Raw genomic sequence first — 16,083 nt, 5'->3', positions numbered from 1 at the left:
GTTCTTTATACCCGCTCTTCAGTCAGATAGGCAGAGATGACTGATTCGATTTCACCCTGGTTGCCCGCCTCGAAAAGTGTGCCTTCCGGATAAAATTCCGTGTTCACCTTATCAGGGTAGAGCGGATAACCCTGCTTGACGCCGAAAACGCGGTCGCCCACCTGAACCAGATTGTAGCCATGAAACCCCTCACACAGCAACTGTTGAGTGGCCGGTTGCGGCGCGACCTGCCGGGTCTCTTGGGCGAGGTGCTGGTCGATCAGACGTTCTGCTTCACGCACCGATTTGGCATTGATGCAGACCCCTTCTTCGTACTGGCCGTTTTCATACCATTCCAGGTGGAAGGGGTGGCCCTGCTTGATAGCAAACACGTCGCCAAGCACTCGGATGATGTTGTATCCGCGCACCCCTTCATAAACCAACTGCACGTCCTCACCCAGGTTGCGCTTGATTTCCACGTCCTCGCCGGTGGCGAGGATGAAGCGTTCCGTGCCTTTGGCCTGTTGCACGTGCACGCGAAACTGTTCAAGGAATCCCGACACGCCGCGCGATTTCAGAATCTGTGTGCCGCGTTTGAAGTAATGCAGGAAACGTTGGCGGTCGCCGAAGAATTTGCGCGCCAGATTGCCAACGGTCCCTTTGGCGGAAGTCACCGCGCCACCCTTGCGAACGTTTTTAATCCACGTATCGCCGGGAAGCTCCATGCCGTCTTCCAGTAGGATGCGGTAATGTACACCGTTGTATTTGAAGATGCAGGTGTTCTCCTGCGGTGGAGGCGCCGCAGCCTCTTCGCTTTTCACATAGACGAACTGGTCGTCCTTCATTGCTTCCGGCCACGCGGGAGAGGGTTTGTCTTTCTGATTGGCTTCCTTTTCGGCGATGACCTCATCTTCCCAGTCGTCCGGGCGGGCGTGCGCTTCCGCACCGCGCCCTTCCTCTACGTCCTTGATGACCTGCTTGGCCAGGTCGCCGATGTTGAACCCATTCTGATCCAAGGTTTTAACCACGCGGATGAACCGGTCTTTGCGCACATGCTCATCGATGTACGGATCGGTGCTGTACCAAAGATGCGAGGGAATGACCGTCGAATACTTGCGGTAAAGCTCCTCTCGGTCTGCGCGGAACTTGACGTTGAACTTGTCCGGTTCCTCCCAGTACACACTGCCGATGACGAACAGGAGCGGGTTGATGTTGGCGATGCGGCCGATGTTCTCCTTGTTCTGGATGATGAGGTCGATGGTCTCGTCGATGTCCTCTTCCGTTTCTCCGGGCACGCCGATGACGGTGTTGACCTCGTTGAAAATGCCCGCCGCCGTGCAGTCGCGCAGATTCTGCGTAATGCGGGCGGGAGTGTAGCCTTTGACCTGGAGTTTGAGTGTGCGCCGGGCCCAGGCATCGACGCCGAAGCGGAGCGTGACGAACCCGGCGGCGCGCAGTTTGTCGAAAAACTCGCGCGTGTTTTCGCGGTGGATGCGCAGTTGCCCGGTGAGCCGCACCTTGAGGCCGCGTCGGATGATCTCGTCGCAGATGGCCATGACGATCTCCGGCTTGCCGTTGAAGTCGCTTTCGTTGAACATGAACAGGTCGCATCCGCGATCGGCCAGCCATTCCAGTTCATCCACCACGCTTTTGGGCGAGCGGATGCGCCAGTAAAAGCGTTCCGCGCAGAAGGTGCACAACGACCAGCGGCACCCGCGGCTGGCGATGACCGGCGTCAACTGGTAATGGTTGAAGTTGCGGTACACGCTCAGGTCATACCATTCGTATTCCGGCTGGTCGATGGCGTCCAGGTCTTCGGGCATGGGGCCGGGGATGAACGTCATGTCCGGTGGATCGAATCGAGACAGCACGCCTGGCAGGCCGGTGGGCCGCTCGCCTCGGGCCAGCTTTTCCACCAGGTCGCCGACAGTGAGGTCGGCTTCGCCGATGGTCATGTAATCGCAATCCGGAAACGCGCGCAGGCCGACGCTTGCCTGGTAACAACTGAAACCGCCGACCAGAATGATCGTGTCCGGCAGGGCCTTCTTGACGCCCTGGGCGACCCGTTTGGAGAAATTGATGTTGCACGCCTGAATGGAAAGGCCGAGGATTTTCGGTTTGGCGGCGACAATCTTTTGGATGATCTCGTCGATGTCTTTCTGGAAAAATTCCAGCGTGTCCGGATTCTGCCAGATGTCGTATTCCTCCACCGCCCAGGGATCCTCCGGCATCTCGCGGCCGCTCGCCGTCACCACCCGGCCGGGGGTGTCGAAAAGGCGGTAAATGTGGAAGCGGTGATAGACGATGATGTCGAGGTCCAAAGTCTGGAAGTCGATCGACGTTTTTTTGAGAGCATTGTGAACGTAGCCCAAGCCGTTGGGCATGAAGGACAGGTTGCGTGACGGACAGTCGATCAACAGCATGTCCTGGTTGGGTTTGAATTCGATTTCGGGGACGTCGATGGGATAGATGCAGTCGACGAATGGCACCCACGCGCGGGCCGGGATTACGGAGTCGTCCAGATCCACTAAAAGATCGGGATCGAGGACGGTGACCGAATCCGGCAGGCGTTTTTTCATGCGCCAGCGCGGAAGGGTGAGGGTTTCACACAGAAACACGGTGTCGATGGATTCAGGAAGGGCCGAAGGTGAGACGACAGGCAGGCCTTCCACTTCGGTTACGGCGGTGTCTCCATCGTCTGTGATCACGCAACGGATTTTCGATTTGAGTTGCGGTACGGCACTTAGTAATTCCGTAAAAAATCGACCGGTTCCATACAGGGCCAGTTCACCGTTCCGCTGGTTCAGTTGGTGCCCCAGAGTCTCCATGCATTGCAGGTCTTCAATTCCGCCATCATGCGCAAAGCAACAGTGGGCGCTGAAGCGAACTTTCTCTCCGGAGAGCTGGTGGCTCCCCCTCTTGTTCTTTAAGGTGATGTCCACCGTAAGTGCGCCCATAATCTTCCCCCTTCAAAAGAATATGGATTGGGAAATGAAAGCAGGCCTCATGGCCGTAGAGGAACGCCAACATTTTAATTTATTCCGAATAAATTAGTAAGCGAAAACTCAATAAAAATTACTGATTTAATGTTCGATTCTCCGAAATTTGATCGTTTGCGGTGTCTATGATGGAGCGTGCCTCGAGGAGGGAATCGAGTACAAAGTATCGGCCTCGCACCCGTTCTTTGGAAAAATCATGGGCCGGCCAGTCGGTGATGTCGCCCAGGCTCTGCGCTACGGCATGAAATCGTCCTTTGTACAGAACGATATTGAAGCCCCGGTAGCTCTCCTCCACCAGCAGGGGGGTCAGGTGGTCGATCTGGACCCGCACTTCCTCCGCGAAGTTACCGGACACCATTCTTTCGGAAATTCGATGTTCTTTGATTTCTTCGGGTGTGAGTTTGGTCAGGTCCATTGGGCCGAGACTGTGATGAACCGCTATGATTTCATTGTTGTGACTGATCAGGTTGAAACTTTTATAGGTTTCGATTAGAACGGGTTCCCTGCCTTGTGGGTGCAGCGATTCGTTGATGGTCTCTTTCAACGCTTTCAGGGACGTGGCTTGGAGGACCTCTTGGGGAAAGGCGTCATTGCTAGTGAGATCGTAATGTCCCAGGTTTTTGGGCACGGCAAACAGATCCCGCCCCAGACGGAAAATATTGTAGTTAGTGGAATGGGCAAAAGGCGGGGGAGGCAGGTAAGCGGCTTTTCGCAGGCCCGGAACAGAGATATCCGTCGGCGTCCACCCCGGCCCCTCCTTTTCAAGCCGCCGCACGCTCCACACGCTGTAATCGATGGCGACCTTTGAAAACGCCTGGCCCACCGCCAGCACCACACCGCAGTGGACGCTCTGGTAACAGTCGCGATCCTTGCCGCGTTTTAAAAATGCCAAATCGAAATCAGATAGAAACCCTTCGCAGTCGTGACCGCATAGAATGCCGCTTCCTTTTTTCACTAGCGGAGCATAATTCTCAATGTCCCGTGAAATAGCATCGAAACGGTGATCGGCGTCAATGAATATTAGATCGAATTCCAAGCTCCGTACCAGTTCCACACCCTGGTCTGTAGAGGTTCGAATGGGGATGACGGTATCTTCCAGGCCGGCTTCGGTAATGCGTTTCCAGAAAAAGGAGGAGACGTCCTCTTGAGCGGCAATGTCTACCAATGGTGTGCCTTCGTTGCCTTTCCACCAGTCGATACAATACAACTTGCCACCATATTCTTTCGCTACATTGCCGAGTACAACCGTGGAGTCTCCAGCCCAGCTTCCTAGTTCAAGGAACTTCAGGTTGGGGATTGCAGCGGCGCGCGCCAGCGCTTCCAACACAAGGCGTTGTTCGGGTACCATCTGTTGCGAACTTATTTTATCCATTCTTTTCCACCGTGTGGGAAGCTGGGGTGAGGCGCACGATTTCTTCCGCGAACTGGCTCAAGTCCGAAAAACCAGTGAAGGTTTTTATGTACTCGATGTGCAGGTGGATGAGACTGTTGCGTACGTCCAGCAGACGGTCTTGGTCCGGTAACTTTTCTGCCACACCCAGGTCCACAAAGTAATCGCCTGGTTGCAGGTTCAACTGAAGGGTGAATTTGAACACCACCGTTTCGCCTGCGTGCACGGGCCGTAGGTCGAGTTTGGTAAAGCGCGTATTGGTGCCGGTAACCATCACCCCGTCTACGGTTTTGAGCGAAATTCCGAACATGGGTGTCTCGACGGTTTCATGAAACGTCGCTTTCATATAGATGTCGGTATTGGTTCCCCACGGTATGGAAGGAGGATCGATCCGATTATCGACCACCAGCCTGTAATCAAGGATGGTGGCGCGGCTGTCGCCCAGCCGGTATTCCTCCTGGTTGTAATTGGGGCGTTGCGGACATTGGTCGTTTTCATAGGTGTGTCGTAGAAATTGATCGAGATCCTGCACGGTCGCCTGTGCTTCGGTGGATGCCTCTTCTTCACTCGCGTTAGACACTTCGGCCATTCTGCCACGGTGCTCATCGGTTGCCAGCGTCCCCGTCAGCACGAGGTCGAGGTAAGCGTCCACCACATTTTTGGGTTTGCCGTCTTCCAGGATTCGTCCGCCTTCAAGGAATACAGCACGGTCGCAGTGCTGGAGTACCTTATTGACGTCGTGGGTGACGAATAGGATGGTTTTGCCTGCCTGTTGAAACTCGCGGAACTTTAGAAAACATTTGTGCTGAAATCGCGCGTCACCTACTGCCAACACCTCATCAATAATGAGGATATCTGGATCTACGTGCACCGCTGTCGCAAACGCAAGGCGTGCGAACATTCCGGACGAATATACCTTGACAGGTTGGTCGATGAACTGTCCGATGTCGGCAAATGCTTCAATGTCGTGCAAGCGTTCGGACATTTGTTTTTCGTCGAAGCCCATTAGTGAACCACTGAACATCACGTTCTCGCGCCCGGTGAATTCTGGATCGAATCCTGCCCCAAGCTCTAACAATGGTGACACTCTTCCTTCCACGAATACTTCACCGGCAGTCGGTTTCAGAACGCCTGCCATTATTTGCAGTAATGTGGATTTGCCTGAGCCGTTCCGGCCAACGACTCCGACGGTTGTCCCCTGCTCGATTTCAAGATCGATGTCACGAAGTGCCCAGAACTCCCGGTGATATTTTTTCTGAAAAGGATGGAATACTTCGCGAACGCGATCTTGTAGTGAAGCATATAGACGGTACATCTTTGAGACGCCGCGCAGGGATATGGGCAGGCAGGTGGTCATTAAAGCACCTCCGCGAATTCCCATTTCAATCTGCGAAAGACCCACCCTCCTAAAACGAAAAATAAAATACTGCAACCCCATAGGTATATTTCGGCTCCAGGGTGTTGCCAGAAAGGCACGCCATGCAGAAAACTGTTGCGATAACCTTCAACGACGTGGACCATCGGGTTCAATTTCAGATAAAAGCTGTAAGGCTCCGGCATCATCTCCAGCATCCACACGATCGGAGTCAGCCAGAACCACAGGTTCAGAAGAGCTAGAATCACCTGCCCGACATCGCGGTAAAACACGTTGAGCGCAGAAGTGATCCAACTCAAACCCAGAATGAAGATGGTAAGAGGTAGAAGGTAATACAGAAATTGCAGATTGTAGAACGTAGGCGAAATGCCATTGAAAATCATGACTCCTAGCAGGATCACCAGCATGATGCCGTGGGTGATGAGGCTCGCTAGAAAATTGACCAGCGGCAGGACCTCCGTCGGGAACACCACTTTGGTGGCAAGGTGAGTATTCTTGATTATCGCCTGTGTGTTCGCCATCAGGGTTTCATTGAACAAGCTCCACGGAATAAATCCACATAGGAATGCAACAATGAATGGAATATTACTGCTCGGTTGGATTTTGAAGCCCACCGAGAACACCATCCAGTAAACGAGGATGATCACGAGGGGATGAATGATGGACCACGCCAGTCCACCCAGACTGCCAACATACCGAACCTTGATTTCCCGCACCGTGAGCGCCTTAATTGTGTTGCGGCAGGCATATACCGTGCTCAGGTATTGGGTGAATAGTCTCCAGGCTTTCGTCATAGGGCGGCGCCCCCCTTGCGGTTTGGGTCCCGGCGGATCGGGGGCCGTAAGGTCGTTAGCAGAGGCCAGATAGTCCACAATGATCCGGCAAATTCGGTGAATTCAATTATATAAGGTTCACATTCCAATTAGTATTAAAAACCGGGAGCGTATTTGTCACACGGATTGGCCCTCGCAAGAAGTATCTGGATTTAAATTACGGGAAAACAGATCGTGGCGGCGGCTGACGAGGCGGTCGAGAAACAGTTTTCCATCGAGGTGATCGATTTCGTGTTGTGCCGCGCGAGCCTCGTAGCCTTCCATCTCATACACCCGTTTTTCCCCAGCCTCATCCAGCGCGCGGATGATGATCTTCTTCGAGCGCACCACGTTGCCAAGAAAATCGGGAACCGAAAGACACCCCTCGCGCCCCTTGGTCTTTCCCGACTGCTGAATGAACTCCGGATTGATCAGCACCACGCGGCCGTGATGCCGGATGTCTGGCTTCATCGACACGTCGAGAAGCACGATGCGCTCCAGCCGCCCCACCTGGGGCGCGGCGATACCCACCGAAGGCGGCCCGGCGCGCATGGTCTCTTCCAGGTCACGAATGAACGCGCGTACCTCGTCGTTCACTTCCGCCACCGGTTTGGAAATCTGCTTGAGCCGGGGGTTGGGATACGTTAGAACTGGCAGGACCGCCATCGTCACCCCATCAGCGTGTCGATTGGCGACAGATGCGTTTCCACCTGCTGGTCGCGGGACAGGGTTTGGCAGGCGGCCTCCAGCGGCGGCAGGCCGCGTTCGGCCACCCCCTCGATGTGCATGATGAAGATGGGTTCCGCTTCGGTGCCGCCGACGTCGGTTTCGAGGTTGAAAATGTTGAGACCCGCTTCCGCCAGTGCGCTCGTCGCGGCGGCGACGATCCCCGCACGGTCCGCCCCGTAGATGCTGATCTTCACGTCCGGCTCGACGTGATGATGCAGGTCGGCGTCGATGGCATCGAGGTGCACCATCAGGTTCCACGGCTCGACCGCGGGTTGGAGGCGCGTTTCCAGTTCGTTCAACTCCAGCGGGCATTCCACCATGAGCATCATGGAAAAGTTGCCGCCCAGCCGTGCCATGCTGGCCTCGCCGATGTTGCCGCCGTTTTCGTACAAAACCCGGCTGACGGCGGCGACGATGCCCGGCCCGTCGCGTCCTACCAATGTGAGCATGTACCAGTTTGCCATGGACCCCTCGATTCAAACAGACTCAACCGTCACCAGGTTCCGATGAAAAACCCGACATTCAGTACCACCAGGCACCCGATCAGGGGGTAGGGACGGGGCATCAGCTGCTGGATGAACAGGCGATCCCCGTTCCGGGTGTATTCAAAATGAATCAGCGTCAGGATCAGAAGGCTGACATTCAATACCAGAAACAGCAGAAAGAGGGGAGTGAAAAACGGAATGCGGTCGATATTGTGTGTGTAAATCAGCGTGATCAGATCGAAATACAGCGTCACCCCGAACAGAATGGAGATGGACTGTCGAGGGGTGAAGCCGAGTTTCGCCAGCCGGTGGTGCAGGTGGTCGGCATCCCGGGAGAAGGGACTTTCCCCCTTGAAAATACGACGGAAGAAAGCAAACACCGTGTCGCTGATCGGCACCACCAGCATGGAAATGGGCAGGATGAAATACACCTCGTCCTGAAACCCGCCTGTCCAGACGCTGACAAAAATAAGAGATACCAGGAGGCCCAGAGGCAGGCTGCCCGTATTGCCGAGGTAAATTTTTGCAGGGGGGGAAATTGAAGAACAGAAAACCGAGCACGCTGCCCGCCAGAAGGACGGCCAGAAACGAGGCTTCATAAATACCCCGGTCCCAGAACACCATCGCCGCAAATCCGCAGGTGAGAAAAGCCAGACCTCCGGACAATCCATCCTGGCCATCCACCAGGTTGAAGCCGTTGGTGATGCCCGCAATCCACAACAGTGTCCACCCGGCGCCCAGCCAGGCCCAATCCAAAACCCCAACCTGGTTGGCCTTCATCCCATTGAGCACCAGGAACAGTGCGATGAGTATCTGCATAACCAGTTTGAAACGGGCTTTCAGATTCACCAGGTCGTCCACGAAGCCCAGAAGGATCATGGCCAGCACACCCACGGTCAGCAATAGAAACGACGTCATGTAGTGATTGTGCAGGGCGCCTAGATAAAAACACGACCACAAAACGAAAAGAAAAGAGGCGATCACCGCGAGCCCGCCAAAGGGACTGACTTCCTCCTGGTCTTTGTGGGCGCGGGAATGATTGAGGAGAAACTGTGCGAGGGGATGCGTGCCTTTTAAAAACTGTGTCACCCACCAGGTGAGAAACAGGGACGCGCCCAGCGTTCCGGCAAACGCCAACAGGTGTGTTTCCAGTGAAATGGGAGAGTTGATGGACATCACTTCCACCTCGAACCCATCAGTTGCAAAAGGCAGCGCAGACCGATCGCCATGCCCACCAGTCCGTAAACCACGGGATTGGGCCGCATGTGTTTTTTCCAGTAATGCGCCATGCCGCGGTGGCGCTTGACGATCACCATGGCGGGCAGGTTGCGGTTGCTGGCCCCGGTATCGTGGGTGACCACCGCTTCCGGATGGTACACCACCCGGTACCCGGCCTGCCAGGCCATGCGGCACAAATCCACGTCTTCATGAAACAGAAAATACCGCTCGTCGAATCCACCCAGTTCCCGGAATCGATCCCGGGAGATCATCAGGCAGCACCCCGATACCCAGTCGACGTCGCGCGTGGTCGCATGATCGAAGTCCAGCATCAGGTATTCACGCGTGAAACGATTGCCGGGGAACCACCGGCTGAGCAACGAACGGCGATTAAACAATCCCGTCCCCAAACGCGGAAACCGCCGGCATGACGCCTGCACGGTTCCGTCCGGGTTGAGCACTTTTGGTGCAACGATGCCGATCCCCGGATCCGATTCCAGTTGATGCCTCAATGCATCCACCGCCCCCTCGTGCAGCCGGGCATCCGGATTGAGAAACACCAGGACATCGCCCTGCGCTTCTTTTGCCCCCTGATTGCAGGCCCGGGCGAAGCCTGTGTTTTGCGCGTTGGTGGTCACGCGAACTTTCGGAAAGCGGGTTTCAACATCGCCCAACCGGTCGCGCCGGGCATTGTTCACCACCAGCACTTCGTATTGTTCGTCCCTTACAGAATCATGGATCGATTGCAGGCATTTGTCCAGACAGTCACCATGATTGTAGGTTACAATGATGAACGTCAAGTCCATGTTTCCGTCGCAAGTTAGATCCGCACCGGCGGAGCGGAATCGTGTGACCGAGTGAGGTCAGCATAAAAGGAAACCCCAACCAAGTAAACAGACATTTGGATTGCCGGAACCACCCGGCAAGGGTCTGTATCGTACCGGAATGAAGGACCGGTACGGGCGGAGAGCGCCATTCATTTATTTTCGAATATGGAACATTATGCCACTTTGGGCAGTAACTGCTTGATCGAGGACCGGGTCCGCCTCGGTTTCCAGTACCGGGATCATTGCCTGAAAGCGCGCATCGGCGACAACGCGGTGATCCGCTCCATGAGCCTGATTTACGGGGACGTGGTGATCGGCGATAACTTCCACGCCGGGAAGGGCGTGGTGGTGCGCGGCAACACGCGGTTGGGAAATGATGTGGAACTGGATAACGGGGTCATCATCGAAGGCAACGTGCAGATCGGCGACCGCGTGAAAATCGGTGCACGGTCCTACGTGCCCCACGATGTCATCATCGGCAATCAGGTGATACTGGGTGAAGATGTGGTGTTGAGCTTCGGACGTCACACGGAGGAAGTTCCCCGCAAGTTCATGGGAAACGTCGGCACGGTCATCGGCAACCGGGTGATCATCGGTTCCCATTCGGTGATCCATCCGGGAGTCAATATCGGGGAAGATTGCTACATCCTTGAAAGCACCACCGTGACGGAGGACATCCCCCCCCTGTGCATGGCATCCGGCCGGCCGGCCAAGGTGTTTCCCCTCACTCGTGAAATGGGCCGAAAAATGAAGATGGAGTTCAACCGCTGATCAGGCCGTGTATTCCCCATCGCCGGCTGGCGTTGGGTGCGCGAGGCTCAGGCCCATCATGAAATAGGTCAGCATGGCGACTTCCGAGTCAAAGAAGTTGGATTCCACCAGACCGTAAGTGTGAAACGCCAGTACCGCCGCCATTCCTCCCAGCCGCGGCCATCCTGAAGCGGGGTTCTGCCACACCCGGCCGAATCCCTGAAACGCATACCTGAAATAAAAAACCAGATACCCAGCCACGCGACGAGGCCGATCGCACCGGTTTCCACCATCAGTTGAAGAACGTTGCTGTGTGCGGCACGAAAACGTTTCAGTATGGGATGGTGCGGGTACTGGTCGGCAATCTCAACGCTGCACCGAAACCCGCACCCCGTCAACGGGTGATCTTGGAAGATTTCAACCGACGCGCGCCAGATGTTAACGCGGTCCTGCATGCTCTGGTCGAACAGGAACAGGTTGCGTTCGGCATCCAGTTCGTAATTCAGGAGACTGCGTTGCATCGGGCCGGGCAGGAGAGCCACGACCACCACCGTGGCGCCGACCAGGCCAAAAAAGATGCGGCGGTTGCGGATAAACAGCAGGAAGCCCAACCCGATTAGAAATCCCATCCACGCGCCGCGCGAAAGCGTCCACACCAGGCCCCCGGCGATACAAACCAATGCGACACCCACCGCAACGCTCCGGTCCTTGAAGAACAATCCCCGCGAGGCGAGGAGGAGCCCGCTCAGCATCATCATCTGCGCGTAGGTGTTGACGGAGCCGAACGGACCCCGGGCGCGCGGCCCGTACACGTCGATGGCAACAAAGTGCTGGTAGAACCCGATCAGACCGGATACCGCCGCTGCCAGCCCCAGCACCGCAACGCACAGCGCGGGGGTATCCAGTGAGACCCACTTCGATACGCGAGTGGCCAGGCGGCTTTCGGCATTGCGGCTGCGCAACCAGGATGCGAGGTCGGCAATCACTCTTTGCGGTGCGGTGGAAAGCAGGGTGTTCAGCGTCCAGAAAACGATCAGGGGCTCGCCGAACTTTTTCGCCTGCACCGCGCTCACGGCCGGAGCATGCGCGGTGAAAATGGCAATCGTGGATGCGGCGATGAACAGAAGGAACGGCACTGCCAGGGGAAACCGCATTTCATTCCAGCTTTGGGAAAGGATGTGGCGCAACGCCCAGGCCGGGAAACCGATGAACAATGCGATGGTGGCCAGCGATATGGAAAACGGTGAGAAGAGGAGAAAGAGAAAAAAGCCCGCGATGTGGATCCGGTCTAGAATGTCTGTCGATCGGGCCATGGAGTCGGGGGAAAGGGATGAGGGCGCCTTGCGGACCCGGGCCGGGGTTGGCGGCTCGCTGCTTATGAAACGAGCGGGATGAATCCTGACAAAAATAACGCAATTGCCATAGGGGATCAATTGGAATTGAAGCGGTTGCGGGGGAATTCCTTTGCCAGCCTGTTTGGTTTTGGATACCATGATGCGCCCGTTTCGTCGAGTGGTATTGGAAGCGAACCGGTCCTCTCTCATTTTTCGCGTGGAACTCATGACTGCGGATTACGTGGTGATTGGAGGCGGCGTCATCGGCCTGTCGGTGGCGCGCGAATTGAAGCGGCGGTTTCCCGGTGCGCGGGTGGTCGTGCTGGAAAAGGAATTGCGGTGCGGGGCGCACGCGAGCACCCGCAACAGCGGGGTGCTGCACGCGGGTTTTTATTACACCGCCGACAGCCTGAAGGCCCGCTTCACCCGCGACGGCAACCGCCGTCTGACCGAATTCTGCGAGGAACGCGGGCTGGCCATCCGAAAATGCGGCAAGCTGGTCGTCGCCAAGAACGAATCCGAGCTGGAAGGTCTGGACGAACTCCTGCGCCGTGCCCGGGTCAACGGCGTTCAGCTCGAGCCGGTAACGGAAGACGAAGCGAAAAAGATCGAGCCGCGCGTGCGCACCTGCGGACGCGCCCTGTTTTCACCGACCACGTCCACCGTCAACCCTTCGGAGGTGCTCGGCGCGCTGGAGCGGGAGGTGATCGATGCGGGCATCGAATTGCGCTTGGGCGAGGGATTCGCGGGCTGGCGAAACGGAGTGGTGACCACGGAGAAGGATTCCATCGAGTGCGGCTACGTCGTCAACAGCGCCGGGTTGCATGCGGATTCCGTGGCGCAGCAGTTCGGGTTCTCGCAGCATTACCGCATCCTGCCTTTCAAGGGATTGTATCTCTATTCAAGCGAACCGCCAGGTGCGTTTCAAACCCACATCTATCCGGTACCGGATTTGAAGCAACCGTTCCTCGGAGTTCATTTCACGGTGACGGTGGACGGACGCGCCAAGATCGGGCCGACGGCCATTCCTGCATTCTGGCGGGAACATTACGGTGGATTCAAAAATTTCAAATTGTGGGAAATGGCGGACATCTGCCTGCGCCAGTTGAGCCTGGCCCTGCACGCGGATTTCGATTTCCGTCGGCTGGCGCTGGAAGAAATGAAAAAGCAGTACGCCCCGTACATGGTTCGCCAGGCGGCGCGCATGGCGCGCGGTGTGCGGCCGGGTCAGTACAAAACCTGGGGCGCCCCCGGCATTCGCGCGCAACTGGTTGACCTGCGGGGACCCTCGCTGGTGATGGACTTCCTGCTGGAAGGCGACGCCCGTTCGCTTCACATCCTCAATGCCGTCTCTCCTGGCTTCACCTGCGCGTTTCCTTTCGCCGAGCACGTGTGCGACCGCATCGATCAATATCGCGGGGAATCCAATTCATAGCTCCAGCTTTGCAAAAGCCCGTTTCTCTTAGTCCTTTTCATTTGCTCCTTCCACCCTTACATTAATAGAAACGGTGTGCACGCAGATTTCAAAAAAGAGGAGACCGGTTGAGTTCCCCTGATTCCCAAATCTTTCTGGCCCTGGGCGTGATCCTGTTCATGGTGCTGAGTCCCGTCCTCGCCTGGCCGCATACCCGCCGACTCACCCCCATCGTTCTGTCGTTCTATATTCTGTTCCTGTGGCTTCACTGGGACATTGTGGCCGGCGACCGGATGACCTACCACGACACCGCGTGGAACCTGGAAGGATGGTCGGCCATCATTCAGCAATGGGTGTACAGCGGAGAACCTTTGGGATGGAACCCCTTTATCGGCGCGGGCCAGCCGTTTGCGCTCTACCACAATGTCCTTTCCTCCCTGCCTTCGGTTTTTTTCGCCTGGCTGTTCAAAACGCTGGGCCTGCCCTTTGATTCCACGCAGAACTTTAAGTTGATCTGGACGTTCGGGCATCTCAACATCTGCACCGGGGCGCTTTTGCTGTTCCGTCTGCTGTACCGGGACAGCTGGGTCTGCCTGCTTGGAATGACAACCCTGCTCTTCGGCGGCTTGTTTTTTGTGGAACTCGGACAGGGCGTGGTGATTTACGTTCTGAGTTTTCTTCCCTACATGCTGTTCTTTCTCATCAAGTATTACCGGGAACGCACGTGGCCGCCGCTTCTCCTGTTTGCGGTTTTTCTGGGGATGTCGGTCAACTATTACATCCCGACCTACATGGCCTACACGTTATTGATGTTTTTGCTCGCGGCCTGGTTGGCGGCGGGATTGCGGGAAGACGTGTCCGTACGCGCCGAGGTGCGTTCTTTGGGACTGACGCTGCGAAAGCAACTGTGGGTGATCCCGCCGGCGCTGCTGCTGATGGCTGCAACGGCGGCCCCCATGTTCTATAACTACGCGGAGATCCAGGATTACGCCTCCCCCACCCGCGGATATTCCACCAACGATGCCAAGACAACCGACTACACGCATCAAAAGGGGGTGTCGGTGCCCTGGTCCGCCTACAGCATGCTGATCCACCCACGCATGACCAGCATGACGGACCTGCACAGCGCTTATTACATCGGACTCATTCCCTGCATTGCCGTGGTGGCGTCGCTGATGGTGGGAGGCAACCGTCTGTTCATGATCCTGTCCCTGTTCCTGGTTGTGATTTCCGCAAAGGATATTTTTGGTCTGCCCCTGTGGGAGTGGTTGCGGGGTTTCCTGCCGCTCGGGGACACCCTGAGGCATACGTTCATGTTTGCGCGCCTCGCGGCTTTTTTCCTGCTGACGGTTTCGCTGGCGGGTTTGATGTCTCTTAAAAGCAGCGGAGCCACCCCCCTTAGAAAAACGCTGGCGGTGGTGCTGGGAGCGGTCTTCTGGGCGGGACTCTTCTGGGATGAGTGGACGATGGGCCTTCAGATGAAATTCATGCTGGCGGGCATGGTACTGATTCTTTTTGCCGCCAGCCGGTGGATCCCGAAGGCGGGGGCTTCTGTCGCATGTTTGGCGGTCCTGCTGTCGTTTCATGCGTATGACCTCATCGACGTCACGCGCAAACACCCGCTACCCCAAAGTCCGTTCTGGGGCAAATTCGATTATCCCCGCCAGTACACGATGGACCCCATTGTGTACCCTGCAACCTGGCAGGTCCGGCCGGAAGCAAGTATTCCCGTCCCGCAATATATGAAATCCACCTACAACAAGGAAGCCATCTGGGCAAACAAGTTTCCCGACACCATGCTCTGGCTGCAAAAGGACCTGACCTGGTTTTTGTTACACCAGCGATTCCTCGATGAAGAGGTTGCTTACGCCAATCCCTTCTATCACAAAAACCTTGAGCTCAAACAGGCGGCGGGGAACCTGTTCTACGCTCTTCCCGCCGGAAACCATACCGATCCGGAGACACGGGTGTTTCCCGCTTTGAAAAAAATACTGAATTTGGATCGGCCGGTGATGCAGGTCACCGGTATGAGTGGCAGGTCGGAGAAGGCCGGGGAAGCGGGGGATGCAGAAACAGCGCAGGTCTGGTTTTCATTTTCCATCGAGGAAGGATTTTCTCCGGACCGACTGGAAATCAAATCCTGGCCGTGGCTGGGCTCCTGGAAAGGCGGGAGCGTGGAAGTGTGGCAAAGTGAAAACGGCCGCTCGTGGCAGATTGTCCAGGAGCTTAAGCTGGAAGAGGCCGTTCCGGACAAGACACATCACTATTATACGTTCAGACTGCAGCAACCGGTCACCCAGCCGTTTTTCAAACTGGTGATCGACGCCGCCCACATTTCCCTTTTCTCCAGCGTGCAACTGGTGGAGAGCGGAGCGAAGAAAAGCCAGGCTGTGGTTGAGGAGGGAGGGACCCTGATCCAGCGTCACAACCCCGGTTCCAACCGGGTCACGGTGGACCTCGACCTGCCTTCCGACGCCTACCTGCTGCGTCTGGAAAATTATCATCCCGGTTGGACCGCGACCGTGGACGGAAACGCGGTTCCCATCAAGCGCGTGTCTCCCAACTTTCAGGCGGTGTCCGTTCCGTCCGGGCAACACACGGTGGAATTCGAGTTTCGGTCCTTTTATCCGAATCTCGTTATCCTGCACATCGTGACAGGTTTGTTGGGCGGAGCGGGATTTCTGTGGTGGCTGAGTGGAATCCGTTTGCCTGGGGGTCGCACGGCCATGAAGGACACCCCACTGGAGGCGAGCACCCCCTCCTGATTTGGC

At 56.4% G+C, this 16,083-nt stretch carries 12 protein-coding genes; 3 read left to right on the top strand and 9 right to left on the bottom strand.

From position 1 onward, the window contains the following. Window positions 1-5: 5 nt before the first annotated feature. The 8 genes from TX82_RS02660 to TX82_RS02625 all read right to left on the bottom strand — a co-directional run bounded on the left by TX82_RS02660 (window position 6) and on the right by TX82_RS02625 (window position 9,787). Window positions 6-2,936, bottom strand: coding sequence for a B12-binding domain-containing radical SAM protein (locus TX82_RS02660; RefSeq protein WP_005006538.1), 2,931 nt, complete (start codon window positions 2,934-2,936; stop codon window positions 6-8). A gap of 118 nt (window positions 2,937-3,054) precedes the next feature. Then, window positions 3,055-4,350 carry a class I SAM-dependent methyltransferase gene (locus TX82_RS02655; protein ID WP_005006533.1) on the bottom strand — a complete coding sequence of 432 codons (1,296 nt, stop codon included), beginning with the start codon at window positions 4,348-4,350 and terminating at the stop codon, window positions 3,055-3,057. Then, window positions 4,343-5,725: an ABC transporter ATP-binding protein gene (locus TX82_RS02650; RefSeq protein WP_042250406.1), complete on the bottom strand. Its 1,383-nt coding sequence runs from the start codon at window positions 5,723-5,725 to the stop codon at window positions 4,343-4,345. The genes TX82_RS02655 and TX82_RS02650 overlap by 8 nt, the downstream gene beginning before the upstream one ends. Beyond that, entirely contained in the window at window positions 5,725-6,537 is an 813-nt protein-coding gene (locus tag TX82_RS02645) for an ABC transporter permease (protein WP_005006523.1), read from the bottom strand. Before TX82_RS02645 ends, TX82_RS02650 begins: the two co-directional genes overlap by 1 nt. 156 nt (window positions 6,538-6,693) lie before the next feature. Continuing rightward, window positions 6,694-7,221, bottom strand: coding sequence for a peptide deformylase (gene def / locus TX82_RS02640; RefSeq protein WP_005006521.1), 528 nt, complete (start codon window positions 7,219-7,221; stop codon window positions 6,694-6,696). Window positions 7,222-7,223: 2 nt separating this feature from the next. Continuing rightward, window positions 7,224-7,748 (bottom strand): glycine cleavage system transcriptional repressor, encoded by a 525-nt coding sequence (locus TX82_RS02635; RefSeq protein ID WP_005006518.1) that lies wholly within the window; start codon window positions 7,746-7,748, stop codon window positions 7,224-7,226. A 141-nt stretch (window positions 7,749-7,889) separates the two neighbouring features. After that, the gene (locus tag TX82_RS17125) at window positions 7,890-8,648 is read right to left on the bottom strand and encodes a glycosyltransferase family 4 protein (protein ID WP_371828204.1); all 759 of its coding nucleotides are present in this window, start codon (window positions 8,646-8,648) and stop codon (window positions 7,890-7,892) included. Window positions 8,649-8,944: 296 nt separating this feature from the next. Next, entirely contained in the window at window positions 8,945-9,787 is an 843-nt protein-coding gene (locus TX82_RS02625) for a glycosyltransferase family 2 protein (protein ID WP_222822956.1), read from the bottom strand. Window positions 9,788-9,979: 192 nt separating this feature from the next. Here TX82_RS02625 and TX82_RS02620 point away from each other — a divergent pair, with 192 nt between their 5' ends. Next, window positions 9,980-10,585: a DapH/DapD/GlmU-related protein gene (locus tag TX82_RS02620; RefSeq protein ID WP_005006506.1), complete on the top strand. Its 606-nt coding sequence runs from the start codon at window positions 9,980-9,982 to the stop codon at window positions 10,583-10,585. Window positions 10,586-10,653: 68 nt separating this feature from the next. Here the strand turns inward: TX82_RS02620 and TX82_RS02615 are convergent, their stop codons facing one another. After that, window positions 10,654-11,877 (bottom strand): O-antigen ligase family protein, encoded by a 1,224-nt coding sequence (locus TX82_RS02615; protein WP_187291896.1) that lies wholly within the window; start codon window positions 11,875-11,877, stop codon window positions 10,654-10,656. Between the two features lie 181 nt (window positions 11,878-12,058). On the opposite strand from TX82_RS02615, the gene lhgD reads away from it, so the two are divergent. Together lhgD and TX82_RS02600 are read left to right on the top strand one after the other, a co-directional pair. Further along, a complete protein-coding gene (lhgD, locus tag TX82_RS02605) occupies window positions 12,059-13,333 on the top strand; it encodes an L-2-hydroxyglutarate dehydrogenase (protein ID WP_005006495.1) in 1,275 nt (424 codons plus the stop codon). Between the two features lie 107 nt (window positions 13,334-13,440). Next, window positions 13,441-16,077: a YfhO family protein gene (locus tag TX82_RS02600; protein WP_005006493.1), complete on the top strand. Its 2,637-nt coding sequence runs from the start codon at window positions 13,441-13,443 to the stop codon at window positions 16,075-16,077. Window positions 16,078-16,083: the final 6 nt, after the last annotated feature.

This window comes from Nitrospina gracilis 3/211, from assembly GCF_000341545.2.
GTDB lineage: Bacteria > Nitrospinota > Nitrospinia > Nitrospinales > Nitrospinaceae > Nitrospina > Nitrospina gracilis.
This window is presented reverse-complemented; position numbering and strand designations above follow the sequence as displayed.